The 16280-nt window shown below is 68.5% G+C and carries 11 protein-coding genes; 7 read left to right on the top strand and 4 right to left on the bottom strand.

What is annotated here, in order from left to right; translation table 11 throughout:
* Positions 1-7: 7 nt before the first annotated feature.
* Positions 8-1645 carry a glucose-6-phosphate isomerase gene (gene pgi, locus ACIHA7_RS04645; protein WP_397285519.1) on the bottom strand — a complete coding sequence of 546 codons (1638 nt, stop codon included), beginning with the start codon at positions 1643-1645 and terminating at the stop codon, positions 8-10.
* A gap of 95 nt (positions 1646-1740) precedes the next feature.
* Here pgi and ACIHA7_RS04640 point away from each other — a divergent pair, with 95 nt between their 5' ends.
* Positions 1741-3195, top strand: coding sequence for an NAD-dependent succinate-semialdehyde dehydrogenase (locus ACIHA7_RS04640; protein ID WP_397285517.1), 1455 nt, complete (start codon positions 1741-1743; stop codon positions 3193-3195).
* A 125-nt stretch (positions 3196-3320) separates the two neighbouring features.
* Here the strand turns inward: ACIHA7_RS04640 and ACIHA7_RS04635 are convergent, their stop codons facing one another.
* Complete coding sequence (locus ACIHA7_RS04635) at positions 3321-3614, bottom strand: chorismate mutase (RefSeq protein ID WP_014988338.1); 294 nt, start codon at positions 3612-3614, stop codon at positions 3321-3323.
* 385 nt (positions 3615-3999) lie between these two features.
* Here ACIHA7_RS04635 and pcrA point away from each other — a divergent pair, with 385 nt between their 5' ends.
* Both pcrA and ACIHA7_RS04625 read left to right on the top strand, forming a co-directional pair.
* The gene (gene pcrA / locus ACIHA7_RS04630) at positions 4000-6621 is read left to right on the top strand and encodes a DNA helicase PcrA (RefSeq protein ID WP_397285515.1); all 2622 of its coding nucleotides are present in this window, start codon (positions 4000-4002) and stop codon (positions 6619-6621) included.
* 68 nt (positions 6622-6689) lie between these two features.
* On the top strand, positions 6690-7115 hold the full coding sequence (locus ACIHA7_RS04625) for a hypothetical protein (protein WP_397285513.1): 426 nt from the start codon (positions 6690-6692) through the stop codon (positions 7113-7115).
* 554 nt (positions 7116-7669) lie between these two features.
* Here ACIHA7_RS04625 and ACIHA7_RS04620 read toward each other — a convergent pair.
* The gene (locus ACIHA7_RS04620; protein ID WP_397285511.1) at positions 7670-9049 is read right to left on the bottom strand and encodes a DUF1731 domain-containing protein; all 1380 of its coding nucleotides are present in this window, start codon (positions 9047-9049) and stop codon (positions 7670-7672) included.
* A 144-nt stretch (positions 9050-9193) separates the two neighbouring features.
* Entirely contained in the window at positions 9194-10381 is a 1188-nt protein-coding gene (locus tag ACIHA7_RS04615) for a M23 family metallopeptidase (protein ID WP_397285509.1), read from the bottom strand.
* A 12-nt stretch (positions 10382-10393) separates the two neighbouring features.
* On the opposite strand from ACIHA7_RS04615, the gene ACIHA7_RS04610 reads away from it, so the two are divergent.
* The 4 genes from ACIHA7_RS04610 to ACIHA7_RS04595 all read left to right on the top strand — a co-directional run bounded on the left by ACIHA7_RS04610 (position 10394) and on the right by ACIHA7_RS04595 (position 16211).
* Positions 10394-10645, top strand: a complete 252-nt coding sequence (locus tag ACIHA7_RS04610; protein WP_397285507.1) for a hypothetical protein — start codon at positions 10394-10396, stop codon at positions 10643-10645.
* 393 nt (positions 10646-11038) lie between these two features.
* Positions 11039-12205, top strand: coding sequence for an ADP-forming succinate--CoA ligase subunit beta (sucC, locus tag ACIHA7_RS04605; protein ID WP_397285505.1), 1167 nt, complete (start codon positions 11039-11041; stop codon positions 12203-12205).
* Positions 12206-12216: 11 nt separating this feature from the next.
* Positions 12217-13131 carry a succinate--CoA ligase subunit alpha gene (gene sucD / locus ACIHA7_RS04600; protein ID WP_397285503.1) on the top strand — a complete coding sequence of 305 codons (915 nt, stop codon included), beginning with the start codon at positions 12217-12219 and terminating at the stop codon, positions 13129-13131.
* A gap of 104 nt (positions 13132-13235) precedes the next feature.
* Entirely contained in the window at positions 13236-16211 is a 2976-nt protein-coding gene (locus tag ACIHA7_RS04595) for an AfsR/SARP family transcriptional regulator (RefSeq protein ID WP_397285501.1), read from the top strand.
* Positions 16212-16280: the final 69 nt, after the last annotated feature.

Below are 16280 nucleotides of genomic sequence, written 5' to 3'. Positions count from 1 at the left end.
GCCCGGCCTACTTCTTGGCGCGATACCAGCGGATGAGCGCGTCGGTGGACGAATCACCTTGCGGCTCGGGCTCTTCCGCGGACGTCAGCAACGGCGCCAACGCCAGCGCCTGCTGCTTGCCGAGCTCGACGCCCCACTGGTCGAAGCTGTCGACGCCCCAGATGGTGCCTTCGACGAACACCTGATGCTCGTAGAGGGCGATCAACTGGCCGACGACCGACGGGGTGAGCTGCGGCGCGAGGATGGTGGTGCTCGGCCGGTTGCCCGGCATCACCTTGTGCGGCACCACCTTCGGGTCGGTGCCCTCGGCGGCGATCTCCGCCGCGGTCTTGCCGAACGCGAGCACCTTGGTCTGCGCGAACAGGTTGCTCATCAGCAGATCGTGCATGCTGCCGGTGCCGTCGCGGGTGGGCAGATCGTCGGTGGGGCGGGCGAATCCGATGAAGTCCGCGGGGATCAGCCGCGTACCCTGGTGCAGCAGTTGATAAAACGCGTGCTGGCCGTTGGTTCCCGGCTCGCCCCAGAAGATTTCGCCGGTGGAGGTGCTGACCGGGCTGCCGTCGGCGCGCACCGACTTGCCGTTCGACTCCATCGTCAGCTGCTGCAGATAGGCCGGGAAGCGGGCCAGATCGTTCGAATAGGGCAGCACCGCACGGGATTCCGCGCCGAAGAAGTTCGAGTACCAGACACCGAGCAGGCCGAGCAGCACCGGCGCGTTCGCCTCCAGCGGCGCGTTCGCGAAATGCTCGTCCACCGCGTGCATGCCCGCCAGGAACTCCGCGAAACGCTCCTTACCGATGGTCGCCATCACCGCGAGACCGATCGCGGAATCCACCGAGTAGCGCCCGCCCACCCAGTCCCAGAAGCCGAACATGTTGGCGGTATCGATGCCGAACTCGGCCACCTTCTCGGCATTGGTCGAGACGGCGACGAAATGCTTGGCGACGGCGTCCTCGCCGAGCGCGTCGACCAGCCAGCGCCGGGCGGCGGTCGCGTTCGTCAGCGTCTCCAGCGTGGAGAAGGTTTTGGAGGCGACGATGAACAGGGTTGTCGCAGGGTCGAGTCCGTCGAGTTTCGCCACCAGATCGGCCGGATCCACATTGGAGACGAACCGGGCGCCGAGGCCAGCGTCGGCGTAGTGGCGCAGGGCCTGGCACACCATCACCGGCCCGAGATCGGAGCCGCCGATGCCGATGTTCACCACGGTGCTGATGCGCGCGCCGGTGGCGCCGCGCCAGTCGCCCGCGCGCAGCGCGTCGGTGAACTCGCCCATCCGCCGCAGCACCTCGTGCACCTGCGCGCCCGCGTCGGCGCCGTCCACGATCAGCGATGCCCCTTCGGGCAGGCGCAGCGCGACGTGCGCGACCGCGCGGTCCTCCGAGGTGTTGATGTGCTCGCCGCGGTACATCGCGTCCCTGCGCTCCGGCACCCCGGCCTCGCGCGCCAATTCGACGAGCAGGTGCAGGGTTTCCCGGTTGACGCGGTGCTTGCTGAAGTCGATGTGCAGGTCCGCCACGTCGATTGTCATGGCACGACCACGGGAAGGATCGTCGGCGAAGAGCTCCCTGAGGTGGCGCCCCCCGAGCCCGTCGAAGTGCTCGTGCAGTTTCCGCCAGGCCGCCGTCGCGGTGATGTCGCTGCTCACGTCCGCCGAGGTTACTCACCGCCCCACCGGCGCGCACGGCAAACACCCCGGGGAGACTCGGTGAGAACCGTCGCGGCTCGGCCTACGCTGGCCTCATGGTGTCCGAACGCGAAGTTCTCGAATCCGTCCCGACGCAGCTGTGGATCGGCGGGCCGGTGCCCGCCACCGGCGGCGGCACCTTCCCGGTGCACAATCCGGCAACGGGGGAGGTGCTGACCCAGGTCGCCGACGCCACCCCCGAGGACGCGGTGCGCGCGCTGGACGCGGCCGTCGCGGTGCAGGCCGAGTGGGCCGCGCGGCCCTCGCGCGAGCGCGGTGAGATCCTGCGCACGGTCTTCGAGCAGATCACCGCGCGCGCCGAGGAATTCGCGCTGCTGATGACCCTGGAGATGGGCAAGGCGCTGCCGGAGAGCCGCAACGAGGTGAAGTACGGCGCGGAGTTCTTCCGCTGGTTCAGCGAGGAAGCGGTCCGGGTGCACGGGCGCTACCTGCACGCGCCGTCGGGCACCGGCCGGATCATGGTGCACAAGCAGCCGGTGGGTCCGTGCCTGGCGATCACGCCGTGGAACTTCCCGCTGGCCATGGGCACCCGCAAGATCGGCCCCGCGCTGGCGGCGGGCTGCACGATGATCGTCAAACCCGCCTCCGCGACACCGCTGACCATGCTGCTGCTCGCCAAGCTGTGCAGCGAGGCCGGGCTGCCGGACGGGGTGCTCTCGGTGATCACGTCGAGCCGTTCCGGCGCCGTGACCCAGCCGCTGCTCGACGACCCCCGGCTGCGCAAGCTCACCTTCACCGGATCCACCGAGGTGGGCAAGAAGCTGGTGGAGAAGTCGGCGAACGGGCTGCTGCGCACGTCGATGGAGCTCGGCGGCAACGCGCCGTTCGTGGTGTTCGACGACGCCGATATCGACGCGGCCGTGCAGGGCGCCATGCTGGCCAAACTGCGCAACGGCGGCGAGGCGTGCACCGCGGCGAATCGCTTCCACGTGCAGAACGGTGTGCTGGAGGAGTTCACCAGCAAGTTCGTCGAGGCGATGGCCGAAGGCGTGACCCTCGGCCCCGGCACCGACCCGAACACCACCCTCGGCCCGCTGATCAACGAGGAGCAGCTCGACACGGTCAGCGAACTGGTCGAGGACGCGGTCGCGGTGGGCGCCAAGGTGCGGCTCGGCGGCAAGGCGCCCGGCGGTCCCGGCTGGTTCTACCCCGCCACCATTCTCAGCGAGGTGCCGCCGCAGGCCAGGATCCTGCGCGAGGAGGTCTTCGGGCCGGTCGCTCCGATCGTCGGTTTCGCCACCGAGGAGGAAGGCATCGCCGCGGCAAACGACACCGAGTTCGGCCTGGTCAGCTACGTCTACACCCGAGATCTGGACCGTGCGTTGCGCGTCGCCGAGGGCCTGGAATCCGGCATGGTCGGGGTGAATCGCGGCGTGATCTCCGATCCCGCAGCGCCTTTCGGCGGCGTCAAGGCGTCCGGCTTCGGCCGCGAGGGCGGCACCGAGGGCATCGAGGAATACCTCTCCACCAAGTACATCGCCCTCAGCTGAGCGGGGCCGCAGAGGAAACGACCGCCCCGGGGTGATGAACACCCGGGGCGGCCTGGGGAATGCGGTTGTCTAGCTTTTTGCCGCATGGGTCGATGGCCGCGTCGAGCGGCCTGAGGAAAAAGGGGTCAGTGACCGAGCCGGCCGCGGCCGAGGCGCAGCAGCAGCATCGCGAGGGTGTGGCCTTCCTGGCCGAGCTCGCTGAAGCGCTCCAGCACCTTCATTTCGCGGTTGTGCACGAGGCGGGGCCCGCCGGAGGCCATCCTGGTCCGGCCGATGATCCGGGAGATCTCCGTGCGACGTTTGATGGCCGCGAGGATCTCGGCATCGAGACGATCGATCTCCTTACGGAGCTTGTCGATCTCCGCGTCGCTCTGCGGCAGCGCCGAATCGGACCCGGTCGTCGTGGCGGGGGTACTCATCATTCATCTCCTCGTGTCAGAACATGGATCGGCGGGTGAGCCCGGCTCGTTACCGATCGGTTCTTTCACCGTGAAACAGACCTGGTAGGGCCTTCGAATTGGCTACCAAGGACGGTGCGCTCAGATACAGGTGCCGCGATGACGATATCCGGTCGGTAACCGAAACGGATGTATCGCGTGGGCACTCATCATGTCGCCAGTCTGCCACGGGTGGGTAGGTATGCAAAACGTTTGGTTTTGTGAATCTGCTGAGAAGGCGGGCACGGATTCGCCGCGGCGGCTGCCTGGGGAGTTCATCCGCCGTTCGCGTACGCGGTACCGATCCGTCACCGAGACGGCCCGGGGCTTCATCTCTGTCGGTGTCCGCCGGTAGCGTGGATGGGCGATGGACATCACGGTGGCTCCCAAGACGCAGGCCGGTCGCGCCCTGCAGCCGGATTCGACCCACAAACCGCAGTTCACCGGTGGAAACACCGAAGATGCGGTCAGGCATGGCGAGGAGGTAGGTGCGGTGCGGGAAACGCAGCGAGCCGCTGTCCCCGAGCCGCCGCCGTCGGCCAGCGAATTGGAGCAACGGCGTGTCGAGCGGGAGCGTCGGCGCGCCGAGGAGGCCGTGCACCTGCTCGACGGTCTCAATCCGCAGCAACGCGCCGCCGTTGTGCACAGTGGCGCGCCGCTGCTCATCGTGGCCGGCGCGGGTTCCGGCAAGACCGCCGTGCTCACCCGGCGCATCGCCTACCTGCTCGCCGCTCGCGGGGTGACCCCCGGCCAGGTGCTCGCGATCACCTTCACCAACAAGGCCGCCGCGGAGATGCGGGAGCGAGTAATAGGACTGGTCGGTCCGCGCGCGAACAACATGTGGGTTTCGACATTCCACTCCAGCTGTGTCCGAATTCTGCGGATGCAAGCCGCGCTGCTGCCCGGCTTGAATTCGAATTTCTCCATCTACGACGCCGATGATTCGCGGCGACTGCTCACCATGATCAGCCGCGACTTCGACATCGACACCAAGAAATACACCGCCCGGTTGCTGTCGACCGCGATCTCGAATCTGAAGAACGAGCTGATCGGGCCGCAGCAGGCGAGCGCGGACGCCGAGTCGGACGAGACCGAGCTTCCCGCCCTGGTGGCGCGTGTCTACACCGAGTATCAACGGCGGTTGCGCGCGGCGAACGCACTGGATTTCGACGATCTGATCGGCGAGACGGTGGCGCTGCTGCAGCACCACCCGCAGGTCGCCGAGTATTACCGGCGCCGGTTCCGGCACGTGCTGGTCGACGAGTACCAGGACACCAACCACGCCCAGTACATCCTGGTGCGTGAGCTGGTCGGGCATCACCGGGAAGACCGCAGCGAGGACCAGGCGCCGCCCAGCGAGCTGTGTGTGGTTGGCGACGCGGATCAGTCCATCTACGCCTTCCGCGGCGCGACCATCCGCAATATCGAGGAGTTCGAGCGTGACTTCCCGGACGCGGAAACCATTCTGCTGGAACAGAACTATCGCTCCACCCAGCACATCCTGTCCGCCGCCAACGCGGTGATCTCGCGCAACGAGAACCGGCGCGACAAGAAGCTGTGGACCGATTCCGGCGAGGGCGACCTGATCACCGGTTACGTCGCCGACAACGAGCACGACGAGGCCGCGTTCGTGGCGCGCGAGATCGACAAACTCGTCGATCAGGGCGAGGCCAACTACGGCGACGTCGCGGTGTTCTACCGCACCAACAACAACTCCCGCGCGCTGGAAGAGATCTTCATCCGGATGGGCCTGCCGTACAAGGTGGTCGGCGGCGTCCGGTTCTACGAGCGCAAAGAGGTCCGCGACATCGTCGCCTACCTGCGCGTGCTGGAGAACCCCGAAGACGCGGTGAGCGTCCGCCGGATCCTGAACACCCCGCGCCGTGGCATCGGCGATCGGGCCGAGGCCTGTGTGGCGGTGCACGCCGACCAGCGCGGGATCGGTTTCGCCGCGGCGCTGCGCGACGCGGCCGACGGCAAGGTCGCGCTGCTCAACACCCGGGCCCAGCGCGCGATCGCCGGCTTCCTCGAGCTGCTGGAGGAGATCAGGGCGGCGGGCGTACAGGAGAATCTCGACTTCCCCGACGTCGGCAATGTCGTCGACGCGGTGCTGGAACGCACCGGCTACCGGGCCGAACTGGAGGCGTCCGACGATCCGCAGGACGGCGCCCGGCTCGACAACCTCAACGAACTGGTCAGCGTCGCACGGGAGTTCAGCTCCGAGGCGCACAACAACGCGGAGGCGGCCCGGCAGGAGGGGCTGTTGCCGGAGGTGGCCGAGGGCGAACCGGATCCGGGGTCGCTCGCCGCCTTCCTGGAGCGGGTCTCGCTGGTCGCCGACACCGACCAGATCCCGGACGAGGGCACCGGCGTCGTCACGATGATGACGTTGCACACCGCCAAGGGGCTGGAGTTCCCGGTGGTGTTCGTGACCGGCTGGGAGGACGGTCAGTTCCCGCACATGCGGGCGCTCGGCGACCCCACCGAGCTGGCCGAGGAACGCAGGCTCGCCTACGTCGGTATCACGCGGGCCAGGAAGCGGTTGTATCTCACCCGTGCGGTGGTGCGTTCGGGGTGGGGCCAGCCCGTCTCCAATCCGGAATCCCGTTTCCTCCAGGAGATTCCGGACCATCTGATCGACTGGCGTCGATTGGAGCCGACCGGTTCCGCGGCGACCCGTGGTATCCGTCGCCGGGGTGACGACGATCGGATGGAGCGCGACTGGACCCGCGGCGACGGGTGGTCCGAGCAGCGTCCCGGTGTTCGGGGCGATCGTGGACCGCGTCGTCCCGCACCCGGTGGCGCGACCCGCAACAACACCAATCTCGTTCTCGCTGTTGGTGATCGGGTGAGCGATGACAAGTACGGGCTCGGCAAGGTGATCGCCGCGGAGGGCTTCGGGCCGCTGGCCACGGTCACCATCGACTTCGGCACCGCGGGCAAGATCCGGCTCATCCCGCAGTACAGCAGGACGCTGGTGAAACTGTGACAGCGACTGTGCCGCAGCGGTTCCTGTCCGGCCTTCGGTCCCGCCGCGTGCTTCGGTAAGGTTCGGCCATGGACACGGTCGCGCAGCACGTGCTCTGGTTGCTCCCGATGCTGTGGCTGGGCATGGTGCTGGCCATCTCGTTCCTCGAAGCACCGCTGAAGTTCCGTGCGCCAGGGATCACCCTCGCGCTCGGTCTCGGCATCGGGCGGCTGGTGTTCCGCGCCTTGAACATCGTCGAGGCGGTCCTGGCCGTCGCACTGGTACTGGCGACGCTGGTGGCCGCACCCGGCCCGAGTATCTGGGTATGGCTCGCCGTCGCCGTGGCCCTGCTCGCCGTGCAAACCCTCGCGGTGCGCCCCCCGCTGAGCCGGCGAACCGATCGAGTACTGGCCGGAGAGGAATTGCCGCGATCGCACGCCCACTTCTGGTACATCGGTCTGGAAGTGACCAAAGTTGTTGCGCTGCTGGGATTAGCGATCGCGGCAGCTCCGTAGCGGGCGGGCGGCGGGTCTGGTCGAGAGTCGCGCAGTCTGGTGGGGCTCAAGCCGTGTGGCCGGGGCTCGCGCCGTGTGGCTGGGGCTCGTGCCGTGTGGCCGGGGTGCCGTGTGGCTGGGGCTCGTGCCGTGTGGCCGGGGTGCCGTGTGGCTGGGGCTTGCGCCGTGTGGGCCGGGAGCGCGAGTGTGGGTGGGCTGGCGCCGCGTAGCTGGGCTGGCGCCCGTGTGGCTGGGCTGGCGCCCGTGTGGCTGGGCTGGCGCCCGTGTGGCTGGGCTGGCGCCCGTGTGGCTGGGCTGGCGCCCGTGTGGCTGGGCTCGCGCCGCCTGGCCCGGGAGTCGGACCGTGTGGCCGGAGTCGCGCTGTGTGGCCGGGAGTCGCGCCGTGTCGCTGGTGCTCGGGCCGTGGGGCTGGGGCTCGCGCCGTGTGGGCAGGGAGTCGCGCCGTGTGGCTGGGGCTCGCGCAGAACGGCGGTTTCGTAGCAGGCTTGGCGGCGGGCCGGCGGGGACTTGCTCACCGTCGTAGCCCTGTAGTTCTGCGGCGAGTGGTGGTCCGTTCAGCGCGGGAGCAGATCGGTCAGGGCTTCGTCCAGGGTTGGGTAGCGGAAGGTGAAGCCTTGTTGCCGTAGGACTTTCGAGGTGGCGTGGCGGCCGGTGAGGCCGAGGGCCGCGTCGCTGCGTAGGAGTACCGCGCCGATTTTCAGTAGTGCCGTCGGGGTGGGGGGTGCCGGTGGGCGGCGCAGGTGCCTGCGCAGCGCGGCCATCAACTCGCGGTTGCGGACCGGGAAGTCGGTGGCGGCCAACAGGATTCCGTCCGGCAGCGTGACCTGAGGGTCGAGGCCGAGGGTGGCGCGCACGATGGCCAGCCAGTCCTCGATGTGAATCCAGCTGAACCACTGGTCGCCCGATCCGACACGCCCACCGAGACCCGCCTTGGTCAATTGGCTCAGGCGCTTCAGCGCGGGAGCTTGCGGGTCGAGCACGATCGAGGTGCGCAGGATGGTCGAGTGGGCGGCGTTGGCGCCGTCGAACGCCCGCTCCCACGGCTCCGCCACACCCGTCATCTGTGGCAGGCCCACCGGCACCGGAGTCGTTTCCGTACAACGAGTTTCGCCCGCATCCGACCAGATCGCGGTGGTGCTGGCCTGCACCCAGTAGTCGATGGGCGCGTCGAGCGTGGCGGCCGCGTCGACCAGTGCGCGCGTGGAAGCCACTCGGCTGTTCCGCAATTCATCGATATTGCGAGCAGTCGGTCGGACGTCGACCAGCTTGCCAGCCAGATTGATGATCGCGGTAGGCCCTGGATTACGCAGTGCCGCAACCCAATCGCCCACGGTGTGGCCGTCCCACTCCACCTGATCGAATGGCAGCGCAGGATCTCGTCGCCGGGTGAGTACGGTTACCCGATGGCCACGGCAGGTGAGATCGGCAGCCACATGTTTGCCCAATGCGCCGGTGCCACCGGCGATTACCACCGTCAGCGCCGTCGCGGCGGGCTGCACCCCTGCCAGCCGCGCCAGTCGCGCGAAGGTGACTCTTGTATCGGATTCCAGCATCGGCCCCACGATCATCCGCGCGACCGGCGCCGATGGTCCGCTGAAGGTGAGTCGCTGGGTGAGCTCGGTGCCACTGTCACGCGGCGTCAGCGTCCACGTCAGCCGCATCCGCCCGGCCGGCTCCGGCTGTTCGATGCTCAGCTCCCGCCCCGGGACCAGTGTGCTGATGACGAACGGCGGAGCAGTCCGCCCGTGCAGTGCCCCGACAACCCGTCCCTGAGGCAGATAGTCACCGGTGGTGCCCACCGCAACCGGACCGTGCAGCCGAACCGAGGTGACCCCGGGATTCCACTCCGGCAACCGCGTCGGATCCGCCACCACCGCCCACACGAGTTCCGGTGAAACCGCAATGAACTGGGTGTACGTCGTTGTACGTGCCATACCCCGACGCTAGCCCTCAGTCGCCCCGATCAGTACGTGCGCATCATCACGCACCGTCAAAACCGGGGTCAACGGGAAACCTGGCGTCAGGCGTCCTGCCCTCAGCTCGTCTTCAGCCAAACCTTCGGTCAGAACCCGGAACCCTCAGTCCCGCTGAGGCCCCAAGCTGATTCCTCGTGTAGCCAACCACGGCACCGGGTCGACCTTGTCGGTCCCGTTCAACCACACCTCGAAGTGGCAATGCGGCCCGGTCGAGAACCCACGGTTACCGATGGTGGCGATCTGATCACCGGCCATCACCCGCTGCCCCTGCGACACGGTGGCGGTGTCGATGTGTCCGTAGATGGTTACGGTGCCGTCGTCGTGCAGCAACCGAACCCACATGCCGAACCCGGCGGCAGGCCCCGCTTCGATCACGGTGCCGTCGGCGACCGCGACGATCGGCGTGCCGATCGGCCCGGCGATGTCGATGCCGAGATGCTGTACGCCCCAACGGGCACCGAAGCCGGAGGTGAAGTTGCCTGCCGCGAACTTGGTGAACAGAGGACGCAGCTTCGCGGCTTCGGCCGCGGCCAGGTCTTCGGCGTACTTCTGGCCTTTTTGCAGAATGTCGTTGAAATCGCCGAGGTGCGTGGGCCCCGACACGTTGAGCAGTTGGGGCGACTCCGGCGAGGTGCTCGGGTCCGCCAAGCTGACGGACTGTGCGGCGATCTCGTGGATCTGCCCGCCTGCCTCGTAGTCGACGGACTGGGAGGGCTGGTCGGGCGAGGCGAGCGCGGCCTGTCCGGCGGCGACGACCGCACCGGCGGCGACCGCGGCGACCGCGGCGCGTCCCTTGAGTGCGGCGGGCGGCGCGGGCAGCCGGTGTGCGCCACCGCGCTTGGCGGCGCGTCGGCCGGGGATGACGGTGGGGGTGGCCGGGTTCTCCGGCTCGGCCTCGGGCGCCCAGGACTCTTCCGGAGCCCAGCTGCTGTCCTCGGGGGCCTGATAGGGCTCTTCGCCCCAGGCCTCGCCCGCGTTCCAGGCTTCACCGGCGTTCCAGGCGGCGCCGTCGCCCCAGGCTTCCTGCGGTGACCACGAATCCTGCTGCGACCACGAGTCGTTCGCGGTCCAGGAGTTCTCGCGGTATCCGTCGTCCTGCGTGCCTGCGGCGTGGAAGTTGTAGTCGCCCTGCGGTGCTGCGTTGTAGGGCGGTGCCGCGTTATAGGGCGTCGCGGGTGCGGCGTTGTAATCCGCCTGCGCCGCGGCGCTCCCGTAGGGCGCCCGCGACGTGGCGTGGTAGTCGTCCCGAGCCGGTGCCGCGTGGAACAAGGAGTTCCGCTGGCGGTCCACCGAGGGCCGGGCGTGGGAAGCCTGCGCCCCGAACGGTTCGTCATCGTTGCGATAACGATGTCCGTACTGAGCGCGATCTTCAGGTTTGAGGGTGGAGCGATGGTTCATCGGCGGTGCCACATCGTGGTGAGGCGGGAGATGTTCGCGAGGCCGAGGTGCCTGCTGATCAGCGGCGTCGACGAGTCGTTTGCGGAACGGCTCTCCATCTGCGGAGTGCTGTGCTGCATCAAGCTTGCCGTCCTCCTAGTCGTGACCGTGCTGTGACATCGACCGCAATGACGGTAACGAAACGATTGCAGGGTCCGCAAGCGCTGCGGCCCTTCTGTCCGAACATGTGAGATTGATCACGGTAACACCACGGAATATCTATCTGTGCATTGGGCACGCGAGTGAGCTCGCTCGACGACGTTTTGTAGTAGACCACGCCGTCGGCCCGGGTTCGGCGGTTCTACCTGGCGTGGTGTCAACTACCTACTCGCGAGTAGCGTTGGCCAGGGGTTTTCCCGCCGCGCTTATCGGCCCGTGACCTGCGCCACTTAGGATGAACGTGGCCGATTGGCCGTCCATGTGACTGATTAGAGTCCGACCCGACCCGCTTCCGACGTCGGGCCGCCAACAAAGACGTTGTCATCACAACGCAGACGAGACGGTGAGTACATGGATCTCTTCGAATATCAGGCGAAGGAGCTCTTCGTTAAGCACGGAGTGCCTTCGTCCGAGGGCCGCGTCACGGACACGGCCGAGGACGCCCGCGCCATCGCGGCTGAAATCGGCAAGCCGGTGATGGTCAAGGCTCAGGTGAAGGCCGGTGGCCGCGGCAAGGCGGGTGGCGTCAAGTACGCCGCCACCCCGGACGACGCGTTCACGCATGCGCAGAACATCCTCGGCCTGGATATCAAGGGCCACATCACCAAGAAGATCCTTGTCGCCGAAGCCAAGGACATCGCGGAGGAGTACTACATCTCCTTCCTGCTCGACCGGTCCAACCGCACCTACCTGGCCATGTGCTCGGTGGAAGGCGGTATGGAGATCGAAGAGGTCGCCGCGACCAAGCCGGAGCGCCTCGCCAAGGTCGCCGTCGACGCCGTCAAGGGTGTCGACCTCGCTTTCGCCCGCTCGATCGCCGAGCAGGGCCACCTGCCCGCCGAGGTGCTCGACGCCGCGGCCGTGACCATTCAGAAGCTGTGGGAGGTGTTCGTCAAGGAGGACGCCACCCTGGTGGAGGTCAACCCGCTGGTGCGCACCCCGCAGGACGAGATCCTCGCGCTGGACGGCAAGGTCACCCTGGACGAGAACGCCGAGTTCCGGCACGCGGATCACGAGGCCTTCGCCGACAAGGACGCGACCGATCCCTTGGAGCTCAAGGCCAAGGAGAACGACCTCAACTACGTCAAGCTCGACGGTGAGGTCGGCATCATCGGCAACGGCGCCGGTCTGGTCATGTCCACCCTCGACGTGGTCGCCTACGCGGGCGAGCACCACGGCGGCGTCAAGCCCGCCAACTTCCTCGACATCGGTGGCGGCGCCTCGGCCGAGGTAATGGCCGCCGGTCTGGATGTCATCCTGGGCGACTCCCAGGTCAAGAGCGTGTTCGTGAACGTCTTCGGTGGCATCACCGCCTGTGACGCGGTCGCCAACGGCATCGTCAAAGCGCTGGAGATCCTCGGCGCCGAGGCGAACAAGCCGCTGGTCGTCCGTCTCGACGGCAACAAGGTGGAGGAGGGTCGGCAGATCCTCGCCGACGCCGCGCACCCGCTGATCACGCTCGCGCAGACAATGGACGAAGGCGCCGACAAGGCCGCCGAACTGGCAGCGGCCAAGTAAGGAACCCGGAAATGTCTATCTTCCTCAACAAGGATTCGAAGGTCATCGTCCAGGGCATCACCGGCGGCGAGGGCACCAAGCACACCGCACTGATGCTGAAGGCGGGCACCCAGGTCGTAGGCGGTGTCAACGCGCGCAAGGCGGGCACCACCGTCGCGCACACCGACTCCGACGGCAACGCGGTCGAGCTGCCGGTGTACGGCACCGTCGCCGAGGCCATCAAGGAGACCGGCGCCGACGTCTCCATCGCGTTCGTGCCGCCGAAGTTCGCCAAGGACGCCATCATCGAGGCCATCGACGCGGAGATCCCGCTGCTCGTGGTCATCACCGAGGGCATCCCGGTGCAGGACACCGCTTTCGCGTGGGCCTACAACGTCGAGAAGGGCAACAAGACCCGGATCATCGGCCCGAACTGCCCCGGCATCATCACCCCCGGCGAGGCGCTGGTCGGCATCACCCCGGCCAACATCACCGGCAAGGGCCCGGTCGGCCTGGTCTCCAAGTCGGGCACCCTGACCTACCAGATGATGTACGAACTGCGTGACTTCGGCTTCTCCACCGCCATCGGCATCGGCGGCGACCCGGTCATCGGCACCACCCACATCGACGCCATCGAGGCGTTCGAGAAGGACCCCGAGACCAAGCTGATCGTGATGATCGGCGAGATCGGTGGCGACGCCGAGGAGCGGGCCGCGGCCTACATCAAGGCCAACGTCACCAAGCCGGTCGTCGGCTACGTCGCGGGCTTCACCGCCCCCGAGGGCAAGACCATGGGCCACGCGGGCGCCATCGTCTCCGGCTCCGCGGGCACCGCCCAGGCGAAGAAGGACGCGCTGGAGGCGGCGGGCGTCAAGGTCGGCAAGACGCCGTCCGAGACCGCCGCGCTGGCTCGCGAAATTCTGGAAAAGGCGAGCGTTACCGCCTGAACTAGAGTATGACCTAGGCCGCCTCTCCGAATCGGAGGGCGGCCTTCGTCATGCGCGGGGTATGCGGGAGACACGGGCATACCGGACGGTGCATGCTGGTCGGCGTGGATGTGCTGGTGTTGGGTCCAGTGCAGGTGTGGGCCGACGGTGTCGCGGTGACCGTCGATCGACCGCTGGAGCGGGCGGTGCTGGTGCGGTTGGCGTTGGCGAACCGTGTCCCGGTGCCGGATGGGCGACTGGCCGAGGATTTGTGGGGTGCCGAGGTCGAGCGGCCGGTGCAGCGGCTGCGGGTGGTCGTGTCGCGGCTGCGCGCCGCGCTCGGGCCGTCGGCGGAGGTCATCGAGCGCACGCCCGCGGGGTATCAGGCGACGGTCTGCGCGACGGACCTGCTCGCGGCCGAGGCGGCGGCGCAGCGGCTGCATTCCGCGCGGCGCACCGGCGATTACGCCGCCGTCGCGGCGGCGGCCGAGGCGGCACTCGGATTGTGGCGGGGGCCCGCGCTGGCCGATCTGCGCACGGTGCCGTTCGCGGCCGCCGAAGGGGAGCGGCTCGATGATTGGCGGCTTTCGCTGACCGTCGCGAAGTTGGAGGCGAACCTCGAACTCGGCGCGGCAGGCGAGGTGGTGACCGAGTTGACCGGTCTGGTCGGCCGGCATCCGCTGCACGAGCCGCTGCTGTGCCTGTTGGCGTTGGCCTTGTATCGGACGGGGCGGCAGGCCGACGCGCTGGACCGGCTGGCACGGCTGCGGCGGGCGTTGTCCGAGGAACTGGGTGTCGACCCTTCGCCGGATACGACCGCGCTGGAACTCCGCATTCTGGAACATGATCCGGCCTTGCGTGTGTCGGCGGCCGTGTCGAGCGGTGAGTTGTCCTCGGCTGGTCAAGTGGCTTCCGCGCCGGGCAGAACGGCCGCAGGCGCGGGCGAGTCCGCGACGGAACCACGACCGAGGCGCGGCACCGGGCCGGCGCCGATGACGAGCTTCGTCGGCCGCGGTCGTGAATTCGACACGCTCACAAAGCGTCTGGCAGCGCCCGGCCTGACGACGGTGGTCGGTGTCGCGGGCAGCGGAAAGACGCGCCTCGCCGCCGAACTCGCGCGCTCGATCGATCGGTCCGGCCGGCCGGTCGTCCTGGTCGAGTTGGCACCGCTGGACCGCGCCGAGGATGTGTTGCCTGCGGTGGCAGCGGCATTGGCGGAGGGCGGTCTGGCCGCCGACGGGTCGATCGATCCGAGTGCCCCACTGCCCGGCATCATCGACGCGCTTGCCAGGGTGCACGCGCTGCTTGTTCTCGACAATGCGGAGCACGTACTCGGATCGGTGACCGAATTAGCCAAGACAGCAACGGGTTTCAGCATCCTGGTGACCTCGCAGCGGCCGTTGGCGGTACCCGGGGAGTCGGTATATCCGCTTGGCCCGCTGGACCGCGGTGTCGCCGTGGCGCTGCTCATCGAGCGGGCCGGACTGCACGGGCTGGTGACGGCGGCGGAGCGGGACAGCCTGGTAGCCATCTGCGCGGCGGTGGACTGGCTGCCGCTCGGCATCGAACTGGCCGCCGGCCTCACCAGGACGCTGACGATTTCCCAACTGGCCCAACGGATCGACGATCGGGTCCGGCTGCTGGTCGGCGGCGCGGGCGGTCGGCACACCAGCCTGCGGGTGGCGCTGGACTGGAGCTACGAGCTGCTCGCCGACCGGGAGCGGAAGGTACTGCGCAGGCTCGGCGTCTTCGCGGGCGGCTGCACTCTGGAGGCCGCCGAGGCGGTGGTACCGGCCGGCGATCTCGAGCGAGGCGACATCGCACCGGCCATGGTGGATCTGGTGAATCGGAATCTCGTCACCGTCCAGACGGACGGTGCGGCAAGACGTTTCCTGCTGCTGGAGACCGTCCGTGACTACGCGCTGGCCCGGCTGACGGAGGCGGGGGAGATCGAGCGGCTGCGCGCCGAGCACCTGCGCTGGTGCCTGAACCTGGTGCGCACGATCGGCGCGCCGGACGGGTTCGCCGCCGCGGAGTCGGTCGCCGCGGTGTTCGCGGAGTGGCCGAACATCCTGGCCGCGCTGGAGCGCGCGCCGGTAACGCCGAGGGCCACAGATGGTTTGCGGCTCGCGGTGGAGATGCATGTGCCCTGGCTCACCAGAGCCTGGTTCCACGAGGCACGGCGCCACTACGCCGCGCTGACCGAGTCGGCCGAGGTCACTCCGCACGAACTGGCACAGGCCTTGAGCCACTATGGTTTTCATACCTTGATGACCGGCGACCTGGAGGCCGCAGCGGTACAGCTGGCCAAGGCGGGCGAGCTGGCCGCGCCACTCTACGATGCCGAACTCGCTCAAACCGTCCGTTACTACCAGGGCATCGTCGATATCGAACGGTGCAGGCTGCCCGAGGCCGTCGCCCGGCTGAGCGAGGGGGAGCGGCTCGCGGTGCGCGACACCCAGGGCGCTTCGTTCGCCGACGCGCTCGGCACCGCGCTGCTGTACTCGGGGCAACCCGCCGAGGCGCTCGCGGCCTACACCCGATCCAGCGAGGTCGACGCGGCTCACCAGGACGAGCACGGACTCTCCCGCGGCCTGAGCAACCGGGCCAAGGCGCTGCTCGGTCTCGGGCGACTGGACGAGGCGCTGGCCGCCGCGGCGGAGTCCGACCGCTACGCCCGCCGGCTGGACGACCGGCAGATCCTGCCGCTCAATGACCTGACCCGCGCCGCCGCCGCGCTGGCGACGGGCAATCTCGACGCGGCCGAGTCGTATTGCCGCGCCGCGCTCGGGCACGAGGCGGACGCGACCGGCCTGGCCCGCGTCGACCTGGCCGATGTGCTGCTCGCCAAGGGCGAATTCAGCGCGGTCAGAACGCTGCTCGACGAGGTCTTCGCGGCCGCGCCCGGTGGGGTGCCGTTGCTGGCCGCCCGCGCCGTCGCGGTCTCGCTGCTGTTCGCCGAGGGCGACGACGCGGGCGCGTGGTCGCTGCTCGCGGAGGTTCGGGGCGAATGCGCCGCGGCGGGCTTCGGCTGGCAGCGCTATACGGACCGGCTGTTCCCACCCGGCTGTACCGGTGCGACGCGGCGGAAACCGCGCTGAGATGGGCTGAGGGCGGTGCTAGCGGTCGGCAAACGGCCTGCGACCTGGCCGAACCGGGCTGATCAGGTC

Origin of the sequence: Nocardia sp. NPDC052316 (assembly GCF_044547795.1) — a bacterium.
GTDB lineage: Bacteria > Actinomycetota > Actinomycetes > Mycobacteriales > Mycobacteriaceae > Nocardia.
This window is presented reverse-complemented; position numbering and strand designations above follow the sequence as displayed.